Below are 23,482 nucleotides of genomic sequence, written 5' to 3'. Positions count from 1 at the left end.
ATGATGCGTGCTCTGTTGTTCTCCCGGCGTCTGAGTGATGTTGTTTATAGTTGGCGTGAGTCGATTGTGGCGCAGGGCGCGACCGGTCAGCGATTGGTGTTATTGCTGATGGCTGTGGTGCTGGTACTGGTATTCCTTCTGGGATTGACGATTGGACCGGTGTCGGTGGCCGTTAATGACGTCTGGTCGAGTTTGCAACGAGCGATCACCTTTGCCCCGATCGGGTCAGCCAACGACTGGGTAGTGCGTGAACTGCGGTTGCCGCGGGCCTTGCTGGCGATGATTGTCGGCGCAGGATTGGCGGTGGCAGGCGTTATTACTCAAGGAGTGTTTCGTAACCCGCTGGCAGATCCTGGCCTCATTGGGGTGTCCAGTGGCGCGGCGTTGGCCGCTGTGGCTGTTATTGTGCTGAACGAAACATTGCTCTCTGGCTGGGTGTCGCTGACCGGGCCATTGGCATTGCCACTGGCCGCCTTTATGGGTGGGCTGGGTGTGACGCTGGTGATCTATCGGCTGGGGACTCGTGGTGGCCAAACCCAGGTAGGAATGCTGCTGCTGGCGGGGGTCGCCATCAATGTACTGGCTGGCGCCGCAACCGGGGTGTTGACCTATGCCGCTGACGATCAGCAACTGCGGGATATGACGTTCTGGTCGATGGGCAGTCTGGCCAGTGGTCGCTGGCAGGATGTGGCCGCCCTGACCGGATTGATTGGTGTGCCGTTACTGCTGAGCCTGCGTTATCGACGGGTTCTGAACGCGCTGTTGATGGGCGAACAAGTGGCGATTCATCTGGGTTTTGATGTGCAGCGTTCGAAACGCTGGTTGCTGGCTTTCGCAGCCTTGATGGTAGGAGCCGGAGTCGCGGTAGCCGGTATTATCGGTTTTGTTGGCCTGGTGGTGCCGCATCTGTTGCGCATGGTAATGGGCTCTGATCATCGTGGCCTGATTCCGGCGGCGGCGATGGGCGGAGCATTGCTGTTGCTGTTGGCTGATTCGCTGGCCCGCACCTGGATGGCCCCGGCCGATTTACCGGTCGGGCTGGTCATGGCGCTCCTGGGTGGGCCGGTTTTCCTGCTGTTGTTGATGCAGCAGAATGGAGGGCAGTCACGATGATCCGGGCTGATGCGGTATCGGTCGTTAAGGGGCGAAGTACGCTGCTGGACTCGGCTTCCATGGTGTTATGCACTGGTGAGCGGCTGGCGGTACTGGGTGCGAACGGTGCCGGAAAATCAACCTTGCTATCCTGTTTGTGTGGCGAGAATACCGACTACGACGGGCAAGTGTGGCTGGGTGCCGATAGTCTGAAGGAGCTGTTGCCAGAACAACGGGCGCAGCGTATCGCCGTGATGCCACAGCAGGTGGAATTGGTGTTTCCGTTCCGGGTCTGGCAAGTGGTGGCGATGGGGCGTTCTCCCTGGGGAGACGAACAGCAGACCCTGGAATGGCAACAAGAGGTTATGAAAGCCACAGAAGTGCATCATTTGCAGCATCGTCTTTATCCGCAATTATCCGGCGGGGAAAAGCAACGGGTGCAATTGGCGCGGGTGCTGTTACAACTCTGGCATTACCAGTACCAAAGTAATGGCCAGCAGGCTTATATCCTGCTGGATGAATGCACCTCGGCGCTGGACCCGGCCCATCAGCATGAGGTGATGGATCTGGTCAGCTCTATGGTTGGCCCGGCCATCGGGGCTTTGGCCGTGATGCACGATGTGGCGCTGGCGGCATCCTGGGCTGACCGGGTGATGTTGTTACGGGACGGTCGGGTGATGGCGGCCGGAGAGGCCAGCTTGTTGTGTGACGCGGAGGTGCTGTCGGCCTGTTACGATATGTCTTCGGCCTTGTCGCGCCAATATGCCCGCGTTAATCAACAGTGGCTCGAAAGCCGTTAAAAGTCGTTAGTTAAAAGTCGTTAAGGTAGCAAGGGGTCAAAGGGCCAGGCGGTTTGCGTCAGCTGATTTTCTCTGGAGTATCGGCTGGTTGTAGTGGTCAACTAATCCCGGACAGTATTTTAAAGTTTTCCTCAGCTGCAACGGGCGAAATGCCGTCGTTGAATGTATGAGGTCGCTGCCGGTTGTAGTAGTCCATCAGATAACCACCAACATCCTTCTTGGCCTCGTCTAGGTTGCGATAGCCTAGGGCCGGTATCCACTCAGATTTCAGACTTCGGAACAGTCTTTCCATCGGTGCGTTATCCCAGCAGTTAGAGGGCTACTGCACTTCAAAGTATGCCGCAATAGGATCGATGACGATTTCATTTTTTTGTTTTCCAGAAATGGAATTTTCAATAGTCGTTAGGTGTTCAACAATATTCGTTAAAGCAGCCTTCATGTTAGAGAAGTCCTGGTCGTCATTAATCTCTGGCTCATTAGCAGAGAAGGCCTGTGAGATAATGCCAAATACAACAACTTCCTTTTCTGTTTTTCTTGAATATTTCTTTACCAGTAAATCTTCCTTTTCCCTTAAAAACTCTTTCTTTAGGCAAGAAGTAAAAATAACCTGACCACAAGTCTGTTGTATCTCAAATTGATCTGAGAAACCATACTTTGTAAGCAGGGCAAGGTTACTCATGAATTTTGGATCTTGATAAAGCCCCTGCTCTTTTGCTAATTTGGATATGTTTGTTAATTTTTTGTACTCCGCGTCCAATTTCGACTTTTTATTCCTATCATTGGTTTGCCCCTTAATATCATCAAGCTGCTGCTTTAAATTTTGAATATTTTCATGTGCTCCAATATGAGCTAGAGCTTCACCAATAGTATTAAACTCTGTAAACAGTTCTGTAATCTTATCTACATCACTAAAAATCGCTCTAGCTTTAACTTTGATAAATGAGTAGTCATTTATGGAGACTTTCAAATCATCCAAATCTATTGATGGTGCAGACAAATCAAGTATTCTTCCTTTATCCTCTAAATATCGTTCGAACACAGTCAGTGAATAATCATGTAGAAATTTCTTTTCAGTAGATTTGTTGGTATTTTTTATTACATCAGCTAATACTTTGCCGCTTCCTACTGGTCCTTTTTGAGTTTCAGACTCTTGATTTTCAGATCCGGATTCATTGAGAACATACTCTGTGATTCCCTCAAATATCTGAGATGACAGGGAGTACATTTTTTCTTCATCTAGATATATAAAACTCTTGATCATTTTCTCTTCCTTTTTATGTACTCATCAAAGTACTTTTTTCTCGTATCGAGAATTGACCACGCAACTACACCGACTCCAATAACACCGATAGTTGCTGTAACCACTATAATAAGAGTAGTCATTGGGCAACCTCCGATTTCTGAATATTTGATATTCTGTGGAATACGGAAAAACTAATAGAAAATGAAATCAATGCCAAGGCTATCACACATAACTTTATAACCTGGGAATCAACAAAGCCAGAAATGCCTTCACTTAACATCGTTAGACAAAAAAGCACGCTGTACAGGGCGATGAACAAAATAGACGTTCCATTTTGTATGGTTTTCCAAGATTTATCAGAATCACTCAAATGCTCTATTTCATTAATGTTGGATATATGCAGGATTAGCCCGAAAGCAATAACGTCAGATGCAGCTAATAAATTCACTATTCCAGATTGTGTTACTCCCCATACCAAAAATCTGGAAATAATAGGAATTAATCCAACTAGCACTGTATAAATCAGCCATTTAATTTTTTTATTTTCCATAGTTCACCATCGGTTCGATAGCCCTCTAACGCCTAGCTTAAGCGGGCAAAAATAGTTGGTTATAATTGTTGAGGTACGAAACAAAGCCAACTGTTTTTGTTCCGACTTGAAGCTCTTGTTAGCAAGTTTTATCTGTTAAACACTATGTTTAAGGCCAGATTGGTGCACTGGCAGCGTCATAGAATTCTATATTGATCTGCCTTGTATCAATGAAACGCCTAGCGTTAGCCATTGTTTCTCTATTTTGCTCCGTATGTTCATCACCAAAAATACTAATGAAGACCTTATCCACTCCACTTTTGTTTATTTGATTAAAAATATGTTGATCATTATCAGCCATTGAATGCCCATGTATAAACAGAGGCCCACTTAGCTTTTTCAATGCCCTGAAACAAGAGCTTAAATAAGGGTTATGCTCAATACGAGCAAGCTTTTTTTCACACGTTGGCTCCGAAACAAATAAAGGGAACTTTCCTTGGTTCAAATTATTTCTAACCTGATCAACTATGCTGATATCTGCATCACCTCTGAAGGCATGCTTCTTAATAAGAGTGTCATCATCATAAATGTGAAGACCTCCATGTAAAAAATAGACATTCTGATCTTCGGCATTTTCCCAAGTAGTGTGACGAAAGCCGTCATCTGTATGATAACCTTGTGGATCAATATCAAACTTATTAACAATCCAATAAAGTAGTAAATCATAATTCAGTGTAAAAATATTCTCAAACTGAATAATAAAAGGTTTTGCACTCTCATATTGTTGAGTTGTTATATTGCTTGATCTCAAGGGATGCGTTTGTGAAATAACCTGAATAAGCGAACTTTTTAATTGCTCTTGGTCATTCTTAATTTCATCAATTTTAACCTGATCGACTGCATAGCTATCACATACAATTTCTGTGGCCTCAAGCGCTCTCATTACTTTTTCAAAGTCAAAAGTATTAAAATTATTAAAGATATCTCTAATAGTCGCATCACGAACTCCAAAGTTTGCTTGTTGAAGTAAGTTTTGATAATTGAAAATGTTGTGATCCCATGCTTGAGAAAAGCCATTAGCTAATAAAACAGATGGTTTTTCTCCTTGTCCAAGTGCGTTAATTTTATCGTCGAATGTTTCTAATGGCATTATATGTTCTCATTTTTATATATAGATGATGGCTTTAACATACTAACTTAGGATGATTAACTGGCTTGCTAACGCCTCAATCAGCCGACGCGTTAGCGGTCGGCTGGATTGACTTGTTATAGGCTAGTTGGCAGAGCCAGACGCCAACAGAAAATTGCATGGTAATTGGCCAAAGTTGTTCGAAAAATAGGGGCGATATGGTGCATATTCTTTGTAGGCTTTATATGGCTTATATTGTTTATACGATTTATAAGGCTCATACTTCGTCGATTGCATTACTTCCTTTTTTCCGCACGCAGCGTCTCCTTTATGATCCCTTACTACGCCGCCAACAAACCAACCCAGATGTTTTCCATTAAACCCATAGACATGATAGCCGCCAGAGCTATCCTCAGTTAAATAAGCAACAGGCTCACCTGACCACAAATATATAGTTAGCTCCTCATTCAGTGCTATATAAGCCGATGCATCACCGCTAGCCGCAAAAAGCGTGATTTCACTTTCAGCAAAAACACTGGAAGCGTTTAGGAGCAATATTGCTAAAAGTATTTTTTTCACGGTAACCTCCATGGCCTATAACGCCAGCCATAAAACGCGCGAGGTACGAGCGTCGTTTTGATGGCATTGTTATGCATTCATGACCTCAATGAACCACTTGGGCTGCATTTCATCGAAGTCAGTCCTAATGTTGGAAGGCAGGTAACTTGCTGAATCCAAGACAAACTCTTGGCCTTTCAGACGCTTGAAAACAACCCAATGCCAGAAATTTTTACCACCTTCCTGATGATGCTTGATAGACAGTAGTGCCAGATCAGGCAGATCACTCCATGATTCAAAAGGAATTTCATCGGGAGATGTCTCGACTCCGGCACTGGACAACATCTTCCTGACATACTGAGTATCGGACCAAAGAGATTTATCTTCGGCATAGATACCCATAGCGTTCGCTAAGGCCTTTATTTCCGAGTAGGTTTTACCCAGAACATTGGCCACCGATGCAATTCCGCAGCCTGTAGTTTCTTCCTGTATTACTGGTTTTAGCACCATTTTCTCCTTATTGCATAACGTCGCAATAAACGGACCTAAAAGCGTAGCTTTTTGGGTCCGGTGGAGGCCCAAAGGGCCAGAACGAATTTCATTGCCTTGTTATCACGGCGTCAATCATATTCTGTGTATTGAGGTAAATCGTCTGTGATCTCAAACCAGGCGGCCTTACTACCTACAAATACATGGCGCTCAGCCTGCACGCCGGGGTCAGTATCCAGTGTCCCTAGCGGGAAACCATAAACCTCTGGGTGTGCATCGAATTTCGTGTAGAGGCTGGAACCACAGTTAGAGCAAAAGCCTTTATGCTCACCCGGTGATGATTCATAAAACTTTATCAACTCTTGGCCCTGTATGGTATGCCAATCCGAGGAGTTGACCCTAGCACGGGTTCTGAAGGCAGATGCATGAAGCTTCCTGCACATTGAGCAATGACAGTGCAGAACATCTGTCAATGGCCCGTTGATTTCGTATTGAACGCCCCCACAGAGGCAACTTCCTGTTTGTTTCATGGATTCATTCCCTTGATTGATAACAGTTTATTAGTGCGCATGCGCGGTTTCTGGGCAAGTCGGTTTCTGGGAAATTACCGTAACTACTTGAATAATAGGAAGTAAAATCCATTTCCAGATCAGTCCATTCTGTGAAAGTGAGCATGCGCATTAACTCCTGTGTGCCTTGCGCATTAATCTGTCAACCTGCGCAACAAATTTCCGTATATCAATACCTTAACGATAACAACGTCCGAGAAAGCGCGCAAGGCTTCTGAAAAAGCGCGCATTGATTTGGGCAACTTTCAATTATACTGGATATATATACACATCAGATCAAGGAGTGATCAATGACTTCCAGCCCCTTTCTCAATGGCATTCGCCACTTTATGTGCACCCGCGGCTACAGCCTGCGAACCGAGAAAACCTGTGTTTGCTGGATTCGGTTCTTTATTCGTTAGCAAAAGCGGAGACATCCCAAAGAGATGGGGCTTCATCAATGCTCCGGCCGACAAACCAGCGATAGAGCAGGTGTACTGAATCTGCTCGACCAGCTGCCGTTCGCTGCGAATACTGAAAAGGATTTGCAGCAGCAAGGCTCTCAATAAACGCTCCGGAGGAATGGATTCCCGCCCACGCTCGGAATAGATCAGGCTGAGTTTCCAATCGATGTGGGTGAGCGCCTGGTCGAACAGGGTTTTGATGGATCGTAAAGGATGATCGTCTGGAACCCGTTCATCTAGTCTGATGGTGGTGAACAAAGGCTCCTGAGTAATGTCAGCGCCACGCATGAGGAGTCCGGGAATTCATTGAAAAAGAGCATTTTACCGAAGCCAGTAGGCAGCAGGGATAAAATCAACAGCCTGCTGGATATAACATTGAAGCAACGATCAAAGGGATGCCCAGAGGAATGCTGATTGATCGTGAGGCGGTGGCTGCGCTGTTTTGGTCGCCCAATCTTAATTATACCGTTATCTTCTATTTGTTTGATGAATGGCAAGTATGTCCTTCATACCGGTTATCAGGGTGAGGGATGGACGGCTATACTGGCCGCTGTATTAATGATTAACATAAGCGGGCAATATAGCTCGCGAGTTCCTGAGTTACTCCGGTACCCAAGCTGTATTTTGCCGGAGCTATTATGACCATAGAGGCCCAAAAATGACTGGATACGTTCAGAAGGGTGGCATTCAGATTGCCCAAGCCCTGTATGACTTCGTAAATGAAAAAGCAATTCCTGGCACCGGCGTGGATGTCGATGCTTTCTGGGCCGGATTTGATGCAGTGGTCAACGACTTGGCCCCTAAAAACCGTCAGTTGCTGGCCAAGCGTGACGACCTGCAAGCCAGGATTGATCTGTACCACACCGAGCGTAAAGGTCAGCCTCACAACGCAGAAGAATACAAAGCATTCCTGCAAGAGATAGGCTATCTGCTGCCACAAGCGGATCAATTTGAAGCAGAAACCCAAAACGTCGAGCCGGAAATCGGCCAGATGGCAGGCCCGCAGCTGGTAGTTCCTGTGATGAACGCCCGCTTTGCGCTGAACGCCGCCAATGCCCGTTGGGGTTCGCTGTACGATGGGTTGTACGGCACCAATGTGATTGCTGAAGATGGTGGCGCCGAAAAAGGCAAAGGCTATAACGAAGTACGTGGTAACAAGGTAATTGCTTATGCCCGTGATTTCCTGAACCAGGCGATTCCGCTGGCGACCGGCTCACACGTTGGCAGCACCGCGTATACCATTGTTGACGGTCAGTTGCAGGTTACGCTGGCAGACGGTTCGACCACTGGTTTGGCCGATGCAGCGCAATTGCAAGGTTTCCTGGGCGATGCGGCGGCACCGACGGCGATTCTGTTTGTTAACAACGGCTTGCACTTTGAACTGCAAATCGACGCCAGCAGCATGGTTGGCGCCACTGATTCTGCCGGAGTCAAAGATATCCTGATGGAATCGGCTCTGACCACCATTATGGATTGTGAAGACTCGGTTGCGGCGGTAGACGCGGAAGATAAAGTCATCACCTATGGCAACTGGCTTGGTCTGATGCAAGGTAACCTGGAAGAACAGGTCACCAAAGGCGGCAAGACCTTTACCCGTCGTATGAATCCGGATCGTGAATACACCGGTCTGAATGGCGACAGCGTGAAGCTGAAAGGCCGCTCGATGTTGTTTATTCGTAACGTTGGCCATCTGATGACCAACCCGGCGATGCTCGACAAAGACGGTAACGAAGTGCCGGAAGGTATCATGGATGCCATGGTCACGACCTTGTGCGCCATGCATGACCTGAACGGCAATGCCCCGTTCCAGAACAGCACCACGGGTTCGGTCAATATCGTAAAACCGAAAATGCACGGCCCGGAAGAAGTGGCATTTGCCAACGAACTGTTTGGCCGGGTAGAAGATACTCTGGGTCTGCCACGGTTTACCGTGAAAATGGGCATCATGGACGAAGAGCGTCGCACCACGGTTAACCTGGCCGAATGTATTCGTTCTGCCAAAGACCGGGTTGTCTTTATCAACACTGGCTTCCTGGATCGCACCGGTGATGAAATCCACACGTCCATGCTGGCAGGGGCTTTTGTACCCAAAACCACCATGAAGCAGCAGTTGTGGATCAACAGCTATGAAAACTGGAACGTTGATACTGGTCTGAAATACGGTCTGCAAGGTCGTGCCCAGATCGGTAAAGGCATGTGGGCCATTCCGGATGAAATGGGCCAGATGATGGAGCAGAAGATCGGCCATCCAAAAGCCGGTGCCAACACCGCCTGGGTGCCTTCGCCAACAGCCGCTACCCTGCACGCGTTGCATTACCATCAAGTGGATGTCTTTGCGGTACAGGAAGAGCTGAAGAAACGTGATTTTGCATCGGTTGACGATATCCTGACCATCCCGTTGATGAGTGGAGAGCAGCAAGCTGCACTGACGGAAGAGCAGATCCAGCGTGAAATCGACAATAACTGTCAGGGTATTCTGGGTTATGTTGTGCGTTGGGTTAACCAGGGAGTTGGTTGTTCCAAAGTGCCTGATATCAATAACGTTGGCCTGATGGAAGACCGCGCAACCTTGCGTATCTCTTCCCAGCACGTTGCCAACTGGCTGGAACACGGCGTCTGTACCAAAGAGCAGGTTGAAGACAGCCTCAAGCGTATGGCCGCTATCGTGGATGGCCAGAACGCGGGTGATGCGGAATACACCGCCATGACTCCGGCGCTGGACGGCATTGCCTTCCAGGCTGCGTCTGACCTGATCTTCAAAGGTAAAGAGCAACCGAGCGGTTATACCGAGCCTTTGCTGCACGCTTACCGTCTGAAGTACAAGGCTGCCCTGTAGTCTGTAGTCTGTTGACCCGGAATGCCGGGTGATACGGTGACACAAACAAACCCCGATTGGCGTAGCTGATCGGGGTTTTGTTTTTTGGGGCTGTCCAGATGACTGGTAAAGCAAGCTCCATTGATCGAAACCCAAAGGACCTCTTGTGACCGATGATATCCGCATGGCATGGGGGTAGAGCACGCCCGCACGTGTAGACGTATCAATAATGCGTTGCCGGTTTTTGTGTCCGTCTGCGCGCAAGCTCATTTCGTCTTTCTCGTCTTTCTCGTCTTTCTCGTCTTTCCTCCGGTCCGTCGGATTACGTGATAATAGCCGCAGTCTCGCAGGATGGGATATGGATACAGGTAGTATGCAGGCGTAAAATATCACTGGACCTGACAGTTTTTACTGTGGTTTGGCTGCAGTTCCGACCTTGTTTGGAAAAACAGGGTCATGACGTGCCTTCAAGTAGAAAACACCGCGGCCGGCGATCCGGACCGTCGGTGCAAAGGCGCCGAGAACCGAGGTAAAACGTGCGGAAAGGGGAGTTCCAGGCCCTTGCGCTGCATGAGGCTTCCGGAACCTGATGAGGGTCAAGGTGGCCACACCGCCGCATGTATTTGCCAATATCTCAACCAAAGGAGTATTCAAGATGGGTAAGTTGACTGGCAAGGTTGTTGTGGTAACGGGGGCCGTTTCGGTCATTCCCGGGTTCGATTCCATCGGCTCGGCAACAGTCCGCGAAGCCTTGGCCGAAGGGGCCGAGGGAGTCGTCATTTCCGATATCAACGACGAGCTGGGCGAGGTGTTTGCCAAGACCCTGAACGAGGAATATGGCGCCGGGCATGCGCTCTACGTGCATACCGACGTGTCCAATCCAAAGGATGTCGAGCAGCTTTTCGAGATTACCGAGAATACCTATGGCCGGGTTGATGCCATCATGGCCAATGCCGGTGTGGCGACGGCCGAGGATTTTGACAAGGACCCCGAGGCGGTTCTGAAGTCGAAAAAATTCATCCAGAGCATCAACGAGGATGGGGTGTTCAATACCGCGCTCTACGGCTCACGGCTGATGATGAAGCACGGGATCAAGGGCTCAATCGTGCTGGTATCGAGCATCCACGGTGTCGCCGGCCGCCCGAAGGTGGTGAACGCAGAGACAGGCGAGGTGCTGATCGAACGCTTCAACCTGATCCAGTACACGATGGGAAAACACGGCGTTGTCGGCCTGTCGAAAGCTCTCGCACTGCAGTTTGCGGAATACGGGATTCGGGTGAATACCGTGAATCCGGGCTATATCATGACGCCGTTGTTCCAGGCTGCTGTCACGACCGACAAAGAGAAGTTGTCGCACGAGAAGACTTTGGAAACCGATGCCTTTGATTTCACCCAGCTGGCGGCACTGCACCCGCTGTGTAACGATCCGGTGAAAGATGCAGATATCGTCCCGCGCGGGAAATTCGGCGGTCGCATGGGGGTTCCGGCTGAAATCGCCAAGCCGGCGGTGTTCCTGATGTCGGACGAGGCTTCCTTTATTACTGGCCAGAAGCTGGTTATCGACGGCGGGTATACCGCAAGTTGAGGATTGGTGGATAGACCGCGTGCCCCGTCCTGCTGTGCAGGACGGGGCACGCGTAAAGCTCATCCGACCTTCTGGCGCATATCTCACCCTTCGGATGGGCCATATCCTGCTCACTGGCGAATACAAATGACCCAAGGTGATCAACCACCCTGGTGTAGGATTGACGCAGGATTCTGCGCTCTCTGGCATCAGAATCCTGTCTGGCTGCTTCGCCTGTTTCTAACCAGAGTTTACTTCAGATCATAGCGGTCGGCGTTCATGACCTTGACCCAGGCATTGGCGAAGTCTTTGACAAACTTCTGCTGGTTGTCGTCCTGGGCATACACTTCCGCGTAGGCACGCAGGATGGAGTTGGAGCCAAACACCAGATCGACGCGGGTGGCTGTCCATTTTACTTCGCCGGTTTCGCGATCCACCATGTGGTACAGGTTTTTACCGGCAGGTTTCCACTGGTATGCCATATCGGTCAGGTTAACAAAAAAGTCGTTGCTCAAGACGCCTTTGCGGTCGGTGAATACACCGTGGCTGGTGCCCGCGTAGTTGGTGTCCAGTACTCTCATGCCGCCAATCAATACCGTCATCTCCGGTGCTGTAAGCCCCATTAACTGGCTGCGGTCGAGCATCAGTTCTTCGACACTGACGGTGTAGTCTTTTTTCACCCAGTTACGGAAACCATCGTGGATCGGCTCCAGTACGTCGAACGATGCCGCGTCGGTCATGTCGTCGGTGGCATCACCACGACCTGGAGCAAAGGGTACCGAGATATCGACTCCGGCGTCCTGTGCTGCTTTTTCAACCGCTGCCGTGCCGCCCAGTACAATCAGGTCTGCCAGGCTGACGGGGTGGCTGAATTGCGCCTGAATGCCGGTCAGAACATCGAGGACTTTCTGTAAACGATCCGGTTCGTTACCTTCCCAGTCTTTTTGGGGGGCGAGGCGGATACGGGCACCGTTGGCTCCACCGCGGTAGTCAGATCCACGGTAGGTGCGGGCGCTGTCCCAGGCGGTTGCCACCAGCTCCGATACGCTCAGGCCACTGGCCAGAATCGTGGTTTTCAGTTCGGCGATGTCGGCATCTGACAAGATGTAGTCGGCGGCAGGAATCGGGTCTTGCCAGACCAGGTCTTCTGCCGGTACATCCGGGCCGATATAGCGGCTTTTGGGGCCCAGGTCGCGGTGCGTCAGCTTGAACCAGGCGCGGGCAAAGCAATCAGCGAAGTACTCTGGGTCTTGCATGAACTTCTGACAGATCTTGCGGTAAGTCGGGTCGACTTTCATGGCCATATCGGCATCGGTCATGATCGGGTTAAGACGAATGGAGGCATCTTCCACGTCAACCGGCATATCGGCGGTATCGATGGCGGAAGGTTCCCATTGCCAGGCACCTGCCGGGCTTTTTTTCAGTTCCCATTCATGGCCAAACAGCATTTCGAACCAGCCCATGTCCCATTGTGTCGGGTTGGCGGTCCAGGCACCTTCGATACCACTGACAACGGTATCCCGGCCAATGCCCCGGCCTTTGGTGTTCGTCCAGCCCATGCCCTGGGCTTCAATGTCGGAAGCTTCCGGGTCCGGGCTGAGGTCTTCGGCGCGGCCGTTACCGTGACACTTGCCAAGGGTGTGGCCACCGGCGGTAAGGGCGGCGGTTTCTTCGTCGTCCATGGCCATACGTGCGAAGGTTTCACGGATCTGGGCGGCGGTCTTGAGTGGATCGGGGTGGCCATTAACCCCTTCCGGGTTAACGTAGATCAGGCCCATTTGTACCGCGGCCAGCGGGTTTTCCATGGTGTCGGGCTGGTCGAGATCGGCATAACGGCCATCACTGGGGGCCAGCCATTCTTTTTCAGCACCCCAATAGGTGTCTTTTTCCGGGTGCCAGATGTCTTTGCGACCAAAGGCAAAACCATAGGTTTTTAGCCCGGCGACTTCGTAGGCAATGGTACCGGCCAGCAGCATCAGGTCGGCCCAGGAAATTTTGTTGCCGTATTTCTTTTTGATTGGCCACAACAAGCGGCGGCCCTTGTCTGTATTGACGTTGTCTGGCCAGGAGTTTAATGGCGCAAAACGCTGGTTGCCGGCGCCGCCGCCACCACGACCATCGGACAGGCGATAAGAACCGGCAGAGTGCCAGGCAACACGGGCAAACAAGCCGACGTAGCTGCCCCAGTCGGCGGGCCACCAGGGTTGGCTGTCGGTCATCAGTTTGCGCAAGTCGTTTTTCAGGGCATCAACGTCCAGTTGCTTGACCGCTTCGGCGTAATCGAAGTCGTCACCCAGTGGATTGGTCTTGCTGTCGTGCTGGTGGAGGATGTCGAGATTCAGGGCATTCGGCCACCAGTCGGTGTTGGTCTGACCACTGGATGTCATTGCGCCATGCATGACCGGGCATTTGCCCGCGGATGATTGCGTATTGTCCATGATGAAGCTCCGGTTCTGCTGGTGGGTGGTTGCAACGGTGTATGGCAACCACGCCGGATGAAAGAAATCAGGCTCACGACGATTGGTCTGTTGCTGCTCAGAAAGGTTCGCCGCAAAGGACGTTCTGGGCACAATAAATATCGGCTCGTTGCGCTTGCTGATGTCGTTACTATAGTTGAGCCATTTATAACTTCATTCAATTAAAATAAATTCACTTGATAGCTAATGCTAATCGGTTGGGCCTTTGCTGGTGTCGTGGCAGGGGGCCGGTATAGTGTGATGATATGTGATGGAATAACCGATTATTGGGATGACGATGAAAATACTGATCGTAGGAGCCGGGGCCGTTGGAGGCTTGTTCGGTGGGCTGTTGCAGCGCCAGGGTGTGGATGTAACGTATCTGGTTCGCCAGCAGCGTCAGCTGGAATTGGCCAGTGGTTTGACGGTACGACTGCCTGATCAGACCTTCGATTTTCAGCCGCGTGGCTGCACGGCGGCTCAATTGGCCACATCGGCGGCGACGTTCGATCTGATTGTGCTGACCAACAAGGCCTATTCGCTAGCGGAGGTGATTAAAGATATCCGACCGCTGGTCAGTGCGCAGACGATGATTTTGCCGTTGCTGAATGGCTTGCGGCAGCTGGACGATCTGGATGCCAGTTTTGGTGCCGGGCAGGTGCTGGGCGGGATCGCCAAAACCGTGGCGACATTGGCCGACACTCATACCGTTGTGGTGCGTAGTCCGGGCAGTCAGGTCACGGTTGGTGCCCGTACGGCAGCGCAAGACAAGGCGGTTACTGAGATTCGGGCCTTGTTTGCGGATGCCGGTATTACGCTGGGGGATGGTCATCATATCCTGCAGTCCATGTGGGATAAATTCTGCCTGATGGCTCCGTTGGGAGCCTTGAACTGCCTGCTGCAAGGGTCGGTAGGTGACTATATGCAAAGTGAGGCCGGTGGCGCGATTGCGTTGGCGACCATCCGGGAGTGCACCGATACCGCAGCGGCCAGTGGTTATCCGTTGGCGGCGGAAGGCATTACGGCCATTGAGCGGATGCTGACCAATCCCAAGTCATCGTTTACGGCGTCGATGTACCGGGATATGCAACAAGGTTTGCCGATAGAAGGGGAGCACGTGGTGGGTGACATGCTACATCGGGCCGAGGCCATGGGCGTGGCGGCACCGAATCTGACTCTGGCTCATGCTGTCTTGCAGACCTACAGTTATAAAATCGCTGCACGGCAGGCAGGCTGAGTTGGTTATCGGTTGAGCACATCCTTGTAGCGATCGGACACAGAGGCAGACCTTGCAATTGGTTACTGCGACTGGTTACGGCGGAACGTTGTAAAACATCATGAAAGTACACGCTGTGTAAACGGCGTTTTCAAATCAGTCGCGGTTTGTTCCAATGAGCGGCTTTTCCTCTCCTTCCACGAATAGGGTTTGGTTCTTTCATGCGCGTTACCTCGTTTGTCCCGGTGGCTGTCTCGGTTTTGACCACAACGGGGCTGTTACTGGGCCCTTGCTTTGCTGTCGCCGATTCTGTGTATTCCTCTGTTGATCTGGTTTCCAGTTCGGAGCCGGTACCCGTGTTGGATATGGTGAACGGCTGGGATGGGCCATTTAGCGCCGGTGAATACGCTTATGCCGATGCCCGGGCGCAGGTCGGGGTGAGCTGGAGCTCTGGCCAGAGTGAAGCCGACCTCGGTGTGCAGCGTTATTTTGTCGAATGGCAGCAGCGCTGGCATTACGACTTGTCTTTCTCCAAGGGGATGTCCCGTTATTATTATTCGCTGGAGCAAGGGAGTGATCTGGCGGCGGATGAAGTCTTGGCGCTTGATGCCCGAATGCTGGTGGCCCGCGGGATACGCAGTGGTGCGCAATGGCAGCTGGACAGTGCAGCACTGGGGCTGGCAGGGCAGTGGTCAGTGACTCCGGCACTCACCGTGTATCGGGTATCGGAATGGCAATTTGGCTCACTATCGGGGGTTGCCGAAGGCGGTGAGAGTGAAACCGCCTCGGCTTCTCTGGATTATCATTTCAGCGAAGACAAGATTCTGGATTATGACGTCGATCCCAACAATGGCTGGGGTATCAGCCTGGATCTGGCCAGTGAATGGAGTGATGGCGAATACTGGCGAGTGGCGGTACAGCTGCACGATATTCTGAACCGCTGGCAATTGGCGGACTCCGGTTATACCGATGCCTGCATTAACTTTAATTCACCATCGCAGCAGGTTTGCAGCAGCACGGCGACAGCATCGGGCAAGTCGGGGCAGGAAGATTATGTTGCCCGGTTACGTTCGACTGTCGAAGTAGCGGTAGAGTATCTGCCCTGGCAGGGGCAGATACTGGCCTATCACCATGGCGACTATGATCGGCTCGGGCTTGAGAAACGCTGGCAGCCGCTGGCGGGTATTGAACTCGGGGCGGCGGTTTACAGCACCGCGCAAGTGGGCGTTTCGCTAAACAGCCGCTGGATGCGACTGGCCGTGGCGACTGATGATATTCGCTCCAGCCTGGCCCGGGATATGGATGTTTCCCTGGGTTGGCAGTTCCACTGGTAATCTCTGGTGACTCAAGCCATTGTCGCTGGTTCAGAAGGCGGCAGGCAGAGGCTGACAATTCGCCAGCCGGGTTTGGGACGCAAGGTTTTACCGGCCAGTTTCATACGTACTTTGCCTTCCGGAGTGATTGCCAGCAAAACATGAGACCGGTCGGCATGATTCGCTTTGAAATCCGCATAGGTAAAACGTTGGCTCAGCCGGGTGGTTTTTAATCGGGCTCCCTTGGCCAGCAGGTTGATAAACTGGCTGTAACTCAGGTCGGCATCAAACAGCGGCAGGCCGCGCTGGTCTTCACCGCTGTAATGTTTGGTTTTATGGCGCCGCTTGCTGGAGCTGATTTCCTTGTGCGCCAATATCCGGCTGTGCAGGGCAAAGACCCGATCAAGGCCAAACTCATCGCGAAAGTGCATGCAGGCAATGGTGTTCAGATGGTTGTCGGTCGACAGCGCCATCAGTTTGCCAAGCCCGGTGAGTGGGAGGCGGGAGCTGGCATAGTCCGACATTGGACTGCCGTAAAATATCGGTAACCCCGCCATACGGGCGCGGCGAACATTGTCGTAAACGGAATCCGCCAGCAAAACCTGGATATTCTGCCGGGCCAGTTCTTTGGCAATGGCACAGGCTACCGGATTGGCTCCCAGTATCAGGATGCCATCCGGTGGCGGTTCGACCACTCCCAGCCAACGGGCAACCGGGCGCGCCGTCGCACTCTGGAAAATCACCGTACCGAAGATTACACAAAACATCAGCGGAACAAGCATGGCAGCCCCTTCCGCACCTTGTTGTTGCAGCTTGATGGCAAACAACGCAGAAACCGCCGCGGCAACAATCCCTCGTGGTGCGATCCAGGCCAGCAGGGCTTTGTCTTTCCAGCTCAGGTCACTGCCAAAAGCGGACACCCAGATAGTGAGTGGTCGGGCGACAAATTGCATCAGGGCCAGCAATATCAATGGTGCCCAGCCCAATTGGGTGACTTCTGCCAGATCCAGTCGTGCCGCCAGCAGAATAAATAATCCACTGATCAACAGCAGCGAAAGGTCTTCCTTGAAATGCAGGATTTCTGCCAGTCGCAAATGTTTCTGGTTGGCGAGCCACATGCCCATCAGAGTGACTGCCAATAGTCCGGATTCATGGGCCAGGTAATTGGCAACAGAGAACGCCAGCAGTACCGCGGCCAATACCGCCAGGTTCTGTAAATACTCCGGGAGCCAGCGGCGGGCAAGGGCAATGCCGGTCAGCCAGCCTGCCAACAGGCCCAGACTGGTGCCGGAAACCAGCACCTTGATAAAGGTCAGTGCGACGCTGGTGGCCTGATTCTGGGCGGTAATAAATTCATACACCACCACCACGAGCAAGGCTCCGATCGGATCAATCAGGATGCCTTCCCAGCGCAAGATCTTGCCCAGTTCAGCCTTGGGTCTGACAGTGCGCAGCATGGGAGCAATAACGGTGGGGCCTGTTACTACCGTCAGGGCACCAAACAGCACCGCAAGCGACCAGTCGAGGGCAAACAGCCAGCGGCTGGCGCAGGCGACCAAAATCCAGGTGACCAGTGCGCCAAGAGTAATCAGGCGGCGGACGACCGTGCGTTGGGAGCGTATTTCAGCCAGATCGAGGGTCAGGCTGCCTTCAAACAGGATGATGGCGACACAGACCGAAACCAGTGGAAACAGCAATTCGCCAAACATGGCGTCCGGTACCAGCACGCCACTCACCGGGCCTGCAAACAACCCCGCCAGCAACAGAAACAGAATGGCGGGCAGATTGCTGCGCCAGGCGAGCCATTGGCATGCCAGAGCCGTCAGTGCAATCAGCGCCAGTATCAGGCTGGTACCCATGGAAGACTCCTTGTGCGGCTCTGATAACACCGTCCATATTGGGGAAAAGAAAAGTCTTATGGTGCCTGCGGGGCAGGGTAAGTGCCATGATTAATCGCAGCATTGGCGAGTAATCTTTTATGGGTGTTGGCCGTATCTTTTATACCGTTATCTTTTGATAAATTATGGCAATCTTTGCTGTAACCGCATTACATCATCAAAAGAGAAACAGGTTGTGTCTGCACTGGGGCCGTCGTGATTATCTGAATGAACAAGAGCTGATTATTATTGTTAGTTGTCGGTAGAGGTCAGGTTTGAGGAGGATTTTTTCTGGGCGTTTTTTTCAGACTTTTCAGACATGAAGCTGGCTTCTGCCTGGGATTGGTTCACGGCTTCTGATTCTTGTGCCTGGGTGGATACGTTCAGATACGCGGCAGAAATAAACAGGAAAGAGTTGATGGCAATTTTGAACTTGGGGGTCATGGTGTCCTCGTTATTTGGCCAGTGGGTTGATTGTCAGTATTGAGTTATCAACCGTTGCGACAGGGTTACTGAGTGCCTGGCGTGAAAAAAGTTTACGACTATCGGGAAGATAAGCGGATTGTCTTGTTTTTGCTTGGATGTCTTTTGTTTTTCTTTTAATTGATTTCAATTATGGAACTATAATGCACGAATCCGGCTGATTAATCAAACCGCGTCAAGATTGGGTCATGGCTGACGCTGGTACGCTTGTTGGGGCGATTCCGGTATCATGCGCGCTTTTATTGTTCCTCGGGCGTTGCATGTACCTTGACCATTTCAGCCTAGATCGTTTCCCGTTCACCATTGCCCCAGACCCGGCTTTTCTGTTCCCGTCGGCCGGGCATCAGGAGGCGCTGGCGCATTTGCATTATGCGCTGACCGGGCACGGCGGACTGATCTGTCTGACCGGGGATGTAGGAACCGGAAAAACAACCTTGTGTCGCGCATTTCTGGAACAGACTCCCGACAATATCAAAACGGCTTATCTGTTTAATCCGCAGTTGTCTCAACGGGAGTTGTTGCAGGCCTTGTGCGACGAGCTGGACATTACTTATGCCGCCGAAGCCAGTCAGCAGGCCCTGTACCAACAGCTGAATCATTCGTTGCTGGCCTGGTACGCCGAGGGCAAGCGGGTTATCTGTGTTGTTGATGAGGCACAGGCCATGCCGGTGCCATCGCTGGAGCAGATTCGGTTGTTAACCAATCTGGAAACCAGCGACAACAAATTACTGACGCTGATTCTGGTAGGGCAGCCGGAGTTGCGCGACGTCTTGCAGCGACATGAATTGCGACAGCTGAACCAGCGAATTACCGCCCGTTATCACCTCAAGCATCTGAGTCAGACCGAAACCTATGCTTATCTGCGCCATCGGCTGGCAACGGCGGGGTGTGAGCGTCAGGTGTTTGATGAAGCCGCGGCGAGCATTATCTGCCGGGGTTGCGGCGGTATTCCTCGTCTGATCAACAGTGTTGCTGACCGCGCTTTGCTGGGAGCCTATGCCCGGGGTGATAACGACGTTCATGCTCCGGTTGCACGTCAGGCGCTGGTCGAGGTGTTGGGGGATACAAGCCAAGCCGCGATACCCAAAGTCCGTACCCGCAGATTGCCCGGTGCTGCGCTGGCAGGGGCTCTGGGTGTGATGATCGTGCTCCTGATTGCTATCGGATTACTGGTTGTTGAGCCGTCCTGGCGTGCCACGCTGGCGCGTTGGATAACCCCGGTCGGGACAGCGGATGGAACACGGGATTCGGCCGGTAACGGCAACAATAGCGATAAAACACTTGAAGCAGCGCCTGTGCTGGCCAAGTCGGTTGCAGATCCAAATGCATCAGAGAGCACGGTCGCTCCGCTTCCGTTGATCGATAATCCCCCGATTGATCCGCGCCAGGCCGCAGCCGAACATCTGAGTCAGGCGATGGGACTGGAGGCCGGAAACTGCGATCAGTTACAAGGTCGCGGCTGGCAATGTTTATGGGTCGCCTGGCCTTACTCCCAGTTACAGCCATTGCAGTATCAGGTGGCGGTGTCTTATGACGATCAATGGCAGTTGTTGACCGACCTTGAAAGCGCCCGGATACGCCCGGACCGGGTACTGAAGGCCTTGCTGATCTGGCAGGCACCGGCGGGTTATCATGGCTTGGTCCGTCAGGGCACTAGCGCCGAGGTGGTTGCCTGGGTGAGAGCGCAGCTGGGGGTGGAATGGCACGGTGACTGGCAAAGAATTGGCCCGTCAGGCAGTGATACCCAGGCCGCTGGGCCGGACAAAACTTTTTATGATCCTCTGTTGGGTCACGCGGTCGCCCGGTTTCAGGCATCCCAAGGGCTGACGGCCGACCGGATTATTGGCCCACAAACCCTGCTGTATCTGCAACGGCGAGCTTATCAGGCTCAGCAGGAGGCGCAATAATGTCGTACATTCTGGATGCGCTGAAAAAATCACAGCAGCAGCGCGCCGACAGTATCGACGATGCCATGCTGGCGCCGTTGTTGGTAACGCCCGAGGCGACGCCGGTTGTTGAGGCCCGTTTGCCCTTGAGTCTGGTGCTGATTGTTCTGTTGGCCGTAGTGGGCGCGTTTGCCCTGTATTTTATGGGTGCAGAGCCTGTGCCAGCTCCCGGAATGGAGCCTGTGGTGGCGGAGATTAACGTTAAGGAAAACGTTGAGGAAAGCGTTGCCGTGCCTGCGACTGCGGAAGCAACAGGCTCTGTATCGGAACCCAGCGTCGTAGCCGCTATCAATAATGAGACGCCGTTGGCAGTTCCTCCAGTGGAATCAGCGCAACAATTACGCCCGGAAGTCATTCGTGCCACCGATTTTGTTCCGGCAAAAGCCAGAGAGACGGCTGAAACAACCACTGTTAGTGTCACACCACAGCCACCACCGGTCGTGGTAGAAGCGGCGACACCGCCAGAGAAGGCTTCGCTGCAGAGTGCAGCACCAGAATCCACGCAAGTCAGTACGCAGGCCAATACCCCGGAGCCACCGGCAGTGGCAGCGGCAGACTCCTCAGCGCTTGAACGCCGCCATTTGCCGCCGCTGTCATCGCTACGCAAAGTCCCTGATCTGGTGATTACCGGGCATATTTACAGTCAGGATGGCAGCACTCGCACGGTATCGATGAACGGTCGGCAGTGGTACGAAGGCGACATGATTGTGCCAGGGGTGTTTTTGCAATCCATAACGTCATCCGGCCTGGTGCTCGATGTTGATGGTTATCCATTTCCGATTAACCGTAACAGCGGCTGGCAGTCCATTGGGGAGTAATACGCAGTGTTAAGCCAAGAAAGCAAAGAGCGTATTCAGGCCCTGTATCGCGAGTGCATCAAAAAGCTCGATCTGACCCCCCGTTATGGCCAGCGGGTGATGATTGCTGAAATTGCCAAGTCGTTGGGGGCAATCACCATCGATGACAAGGGCGAGCGTAACAACGAGTCTGGCATTGTGGTGGTGGAAGCGGGCACCGGCACCGGTAAAACCCTGGCGTATTTGCTGGCAACCTTGCCGGTAGCCATTGAGCAGGAAAAGAAACTGCTGATATCGACTGCCACCGTAGCGTTGCAGGAGCAGATTCTCGACAAGGATCTGCCCAATCTGAAAGAAACCATTTCCATGCCGTTTCAGTACGCCCTGGCCAAAGGGCGTGGTCGTTATCTGTGTTTGCTGAAACTTGATAAATCCCTGCAACAGCTGTCCGGCATTCTGTCGACGGTTGATCTGTTTGAACAAACCCCGGAAGAACAGGATCGCGAGCTGTACGAGCTGATGCTGAGCCAGTACGCCAGCGGTGGCTGGGATGGCGACCGGGATCGTTGGGATGACGAGGTGGCCGATAACCAATGGAGTCACCTCACTGCAACGCATCGTGAATGCTCCAACCGTCGTTGTCCGCACTTCGATAATTGCGCCTTTTTCAAAGCCCGGGGGGCGATGGAAGATGCCGATATTATTGTTGCCAACCACGATCTGGTGTTGTCCGACCTCAGCCTGGGTGGTGGTGCGGTGCTGCCAGCCCCGGAAAAAACCATTTATGTTTTTGATGAAGGCCATCACCTGGCCGACAAGGCCTTGAATCACTTCCGGCTGGAATTTGGTGTGCGCGCCCAGCGCCAATGGCTGAAGCAGCTGGAGCAGGGGATTGAGCAATTTGTGGCGGCCACCGGTTTGCCACCTTCGATCATGCATTCCTTGCAGGCTGCCCCGGAGCAGTGTCGTGAGTTGAACAACCATTTGAATCTGCTGTGGCCGCTGGCTTTTGATCTGTTGGGAGAACGGGACCGGCAGCGGTTTGAGTTCGGCCGTATACCGGACAACCTGCGGGACCTGCTGAATAACATCAAGGCACCCTTGCAGCCGCTGTTGCAAGGACTCGACAAGCTCAACGATATGTTGCAAGCCTCGCTGGATACCAAAGGTGAAGGTGAGTTCAGTCTGGATATTGCTGAAAGCTGGCAAGCGCCCATGGGTATGATGCTGGCGCGGGCGGAATCCTTATGGGAAGCCGTCACCTGGTTGGCGGCAGAAGAGAAGGAAGGCGAGATCCCGGTGGCGCGCTGGCTGTCGAAAACGCCGTTTGGGGAAGACTGGGATATCAAACTCAGTGCCTCACCGATTGCGGTGGCTGATCAGTTGCGCAAAAACCTCTGGTCTCGCTGCCATGGGGCTGTCGTTACGTCGGCGACGCTGACGGCGCTAAACAGCTTCGGCAAGTTGAGCTGGGAAACCGGCTTGCCGGACTGGGCCGGGTATCACCGGGTCGCCAGTCCGTTTGATTATCCGAATCTGGGCCAGCTGGAAGTGGTGCAGTTGGGGTCTGACCCCAAAAGTGATCAGTTTCAGACAGATATCGAGCAATGGATGAAAGCGCAACTGGATTTGGGGCAGGGGACGCTGGTGTTGTTCAGTTCCCGTGCCCAGCTCGAAGCCACGCGGGATACTTTTATTCGGGACTGGTATGAAACCTTGTTGTGTCAGGGTTTTTTACCCAAAAGCGAAATCGTACGCCGTCACAAGGAACGGCTCGACAAGGGCGAAGGCAGTATTATTTTTGGTTTGGCCAGCTTTGCCGAGGGCATCGATTTGCCCGGTCATTACGTGACCCATGTGGTGATTGTCAAAATTCCTTTTGCGGTGCCGGATGATCCGATTCAGGCGGCCACCAGTGAATGGCTGGAAAGCCGCGGCCGTAATCCGTTTATGGACCTGACCTTGCCTGCGGCGTCGATCCGGCTGGTGCAGGCCTGTGGCCGACTGATTCGCAAGGAAACCGACAGTGGCCGTATCAGTATTCTGGACCGACGCCTTACGACCACCCGTTATGGCAAGCTGTTGCTGGATTCGTTACCGCCGTTACGGCGAATGTGAGCCGCTGTGTCTGTTGGATCGATAGTGGGCTGATAATGGACTGAT

The 23,482-nt window shown here is 52.4% G+C and carries 19 protein-coding genes and 1 pseudogene; 9 read left to right on the top strand and 11 right to left on the bottom strand.

Features of this window, described 5'->3' with window-relative positions; genetic code table 11:
- Positions 1 to 1,113 (top strand): iron ABC transporter permease, encoded by a 1,113-nt coding sequence (locus tag Q4551_RS02810; protein WP_303431675.1) that lies wholly within the window; start codon positions 1 to 3, stop codon positions 1,111 to 1,113.
- A complete protein-coding gene (locus Q4551_RS02805) occupies positions 1,110 to 1,892 on the top strand; it encodes a heme ABC transporter ATP-binding protein (RefSeq protein ID WP_303431674.1) in 783 nt (260 codons plus the stop codon). The genes Q4551_RS02810 and Q4551_RS02805 overlap by 4 nt, the downstream gene beginning before the upstream one ends.
- 97 nt (positions 1,893 to 1,989) lie before the next feature.
- On the opposite strand, the pseudogene Q4551_RS02800 reads toward Q4551_RS02805, so the two are convergent.
- The 8 genes and pseudogenes from Q4551_RS02800 to Q4551_RS02765 all read right to left on the bottom strand — a co-directional run.
- Positions 1,990 to 2,205: pseudogene (locus tag Q4551_RS02800) on the bottom strand (integrase core domain-containing protein); the annotation flags it as partial.
- 6 nt (positions 2,206 to 2,211) lie between these two features.
- Positions 2,212 to 3,153: a hypothetical protein gene (locus Q4551_RS02795; protein WP_303431673.1), complete on the bottom strand. Its 942-nt coding sequence runs from the start codon at positions 3,151 to 3,153 to the stop codon at positions 2,212 to 2,214.
- Positions 3,154 to 3,271: 118 nt separating this feature from the next.
- Positions 3,272 to 3,685 carry a hypothetical protein gene (locus Q4551_RS02790; RefSeq protein ID WP_303431672.1) on the bottom strand — a complete coding sequence of 138 codons (414 nt, stop codon included), beginning with the start codon at positions 3,683 to 3,685 and terminating at the stop codon, positions 3,272 to 3,274.
- Positions 3,686 to 3,833: 148 nt separating this feature from the next.
- Positions 3,834 to 4,814, bottom strand: a complete 981-nt coding sequence (locus Q4551_RS02785) for a DUF4917 family protein (RefSeq protein ID WP_303431670.1) — start codon at positions 4,812 to 4,814, stop codon at positions 3,834 to 3,836.
- 123 nt (positions 4,815 to 4,937) lie between these two features.
- Positions 4,938 to 5,372, bottom strand: coding sequence for a 4-fold beta flower protein (locus tag Q4551_RS02780; RefSeq protein WP_303431669.1), 435 nt, complete (start codon positions 5,370 to 5,372; stop codon positions 4,938 to 4,940).
- 69 nt (positions 5,373 to 5,441) lie between these two features.
- A complete protein-coding gene (locus Q4551_RS02775; RefSeq protein ID WP_303431667.1) occupies positions 5,442 to 5,858 on the bottom strand; it encodes a hypothetical protein in 417 nt (138 codons plus the stop codon).
- Positions 5,859 to 5,971: 113 nt separating this feature from the next.
- Positions 5,972 to 6,370, bottom strand: a complete 399-nt coding sequence (locus Q4551_RS02770) for a GFA family protein (RefSeq protein WP_303431666.1) — start codon at positions 6,368 to 6,370, stop codon at positions 5,972 to 5,974.
- A 326-nt stretch (positions 6,371 to 6,696) separates the two neighbouring features.
- Positions 6,697 to 7,140: a transposase gene (locus Q4551_RS02765; protein WP_303431665.1), complete on the bottom strand. Its 444-nt coding sequence runs from the start codon at positions 7,138 to 7,140 to the stop codon at positions 6,697 to 6,699.
- Between the two features lie 370 nt (positions 7,141 to 7,510).
- On the opposite strand from Q4551_RS02765, the gene Q4551_RS02760 reads away from it, so the two are divergent.
- Both Q4551_RS02760 and Q4551_RS02755 read left to right on the top strand, forming a co-directional pair.
- Complete coding sequence (locus Q4551_RS02760; protein WP_303431664.1) at positions 7,511 to 9,688, top strand: malate synthase G; 2,178 nt, start codon at positions 7,511 to 7,513, stop codon at positions 9,686 to 9,688.
- Between the two features lie 634 nt (positions 9,689 to 10,322).
- Positions 10,323 to 11,252, top strand: coding sequence for an SDR family NAD(P)-dependent oxidoreductase (locus Q4551_RS02755; RefSeq protein WP_303431662.1), 930 nt, complete (start codon positions 10,323 to 10,325; stop codon positions 11,250 to 11,252).
- A gap of 230 nt (positions 11,253 to 11,482) precedes the next feature.
- On the opposite strand, the gene katG is transcribed toward Q4551_RS02755, so the two are convergent.
- Complete coding sequence (gene katG, locus Q4551_RS02750) at positions 11,483 to 13,669, bottom strand: catalase/peroxidase HPI (RefSeq protein WP_303431660.1); 2,187 nt, start codon at positions 13,667 to 13,669, stop codon at positions 11,483 to 11,485.
- 316 nt (positions 13,670 to 13,985) lie between these two features.
- On the opposite strand from katG, the gene Q4551_RS02745 reads away from it, so the two are divergent.
- Both Q4551_RS02745 and Q4551_RS02740 read left to right on the top strand, forming a co-directional pair.
- The gene (locus tag Q4551_RS02745; RefSeq protein WP_303431659.1) at positions 13,986 to 14,924 is read left to right on the top strand and encodes a 2-dehydropantoate 2-reductase; all 939 of its coding nucleotides are present in this window, start codon (positions 13,986 to 13,988) and stop codon (positions 14,922 to 14,924) included.
- A 200-nt stretch (positions 14,925 to 15,124) separates the two neighbouring features.
- On the top strand, positions 15,125 to 16,237 hold the full coding sequence (locus Q4551_RS02740; protein ID WP_303431658.1) for a hypothetical protein: 1,113 nt from the start codon (positions 15,125 to 15,127) through the stop codon (positions 16,235 to 16,237).
- An 11-nt stretch (positions 16,238 to 16,248) separates the two neighbouring features.
- Here Q4551_RS02740 and Q4551_RS02735 read toward each other — a convergent pair whose 3' ends face one another.
- Positions 16,249 to 18,075: a sodium:proton antiporter gene (locus Q4551_RS02735; RefSeq protein WP_303431657.1), complete on the bottom strand. Its 1,827-nt coding sequence runs from the start codon at positions 18,073 to 18,075 to the stop codon at positions 16,249 to 16,251.
- A 270-nt stretch (positions 18,076 to 18,345) separates the two neighbouring features.
- A complete protein-coding gene (locus Q4551_RS02730; RefSeq protein ID WP_303431656.1) occupies positions 18,346 to 18,537 on the bottom strand; it encodes a hypothetical protein in 192 nt (63 codons plus the stop codon).
- Positions 18,538 to 18,836: 299 nt separating this feature from the next.
- Between Q4551_RS02730 and Q4551_RS02725 the strand changes: the two genes are divergently transcribed.
- The 3 genes from Q4551_RS02725 to dinG are packed head-to-tail and all read left to right on the top strand — an operon-like array spanning position 18,837 to position 23,437.
- On the top strand, positions 18,837 to 20,483 hold the full coding sequence (locus Q4551_RS02725) for an ExeA family protein (RefSeq protein ID WP_303431655.1): 1,647 nt from the start codon (positions 18,837 to 18,839) through the stop codon (positions 20,481 to 20,483).
- A complete protein-coding gene (locus Q4551_RS02720; protein ID WP_303431653.1) occupies positions 20,483 to 21,340 on the top strand; it encodes a general secretion pathway protein GspB in 858 nt (285 codons plus the stop codon). Before Q4551_RS02725 ends, Q4551_RS02720 begins: the two co-directional genes overlap by 1 nt.
- Positions 21,341 to 21,346: 6 nt before the next feature.
- Positions 21,347 to 23,437 (top strand): ATP-dependent DNA helicase DinG, encoded by a 2,091-nt coding sequence (gene dinG, locus Q4551_RS02715; protein WP_303431652.1) that lies wholly within the window; start codon positions 21,347 to 21,349, stop codon positions 23,435 to 23,437.
- Positions 23,438 to 23,482: the final 45 nt, after the last annotated feature.

The sequence above is a fragment of the Oceanobacter sp. 5_MG-2023 genome, from assembly GCF_030548165.1.
GTDB lineage: Bacteria > Pseudomonadota > Gammaproteobacteria > Pseudomonadales > Oceanobacteraceae > Oceanobacter.
Note: the sequence above shows the minus strand (reverse complement) of the source record. Positions and strands in the feature narration are given on the sequence as shown.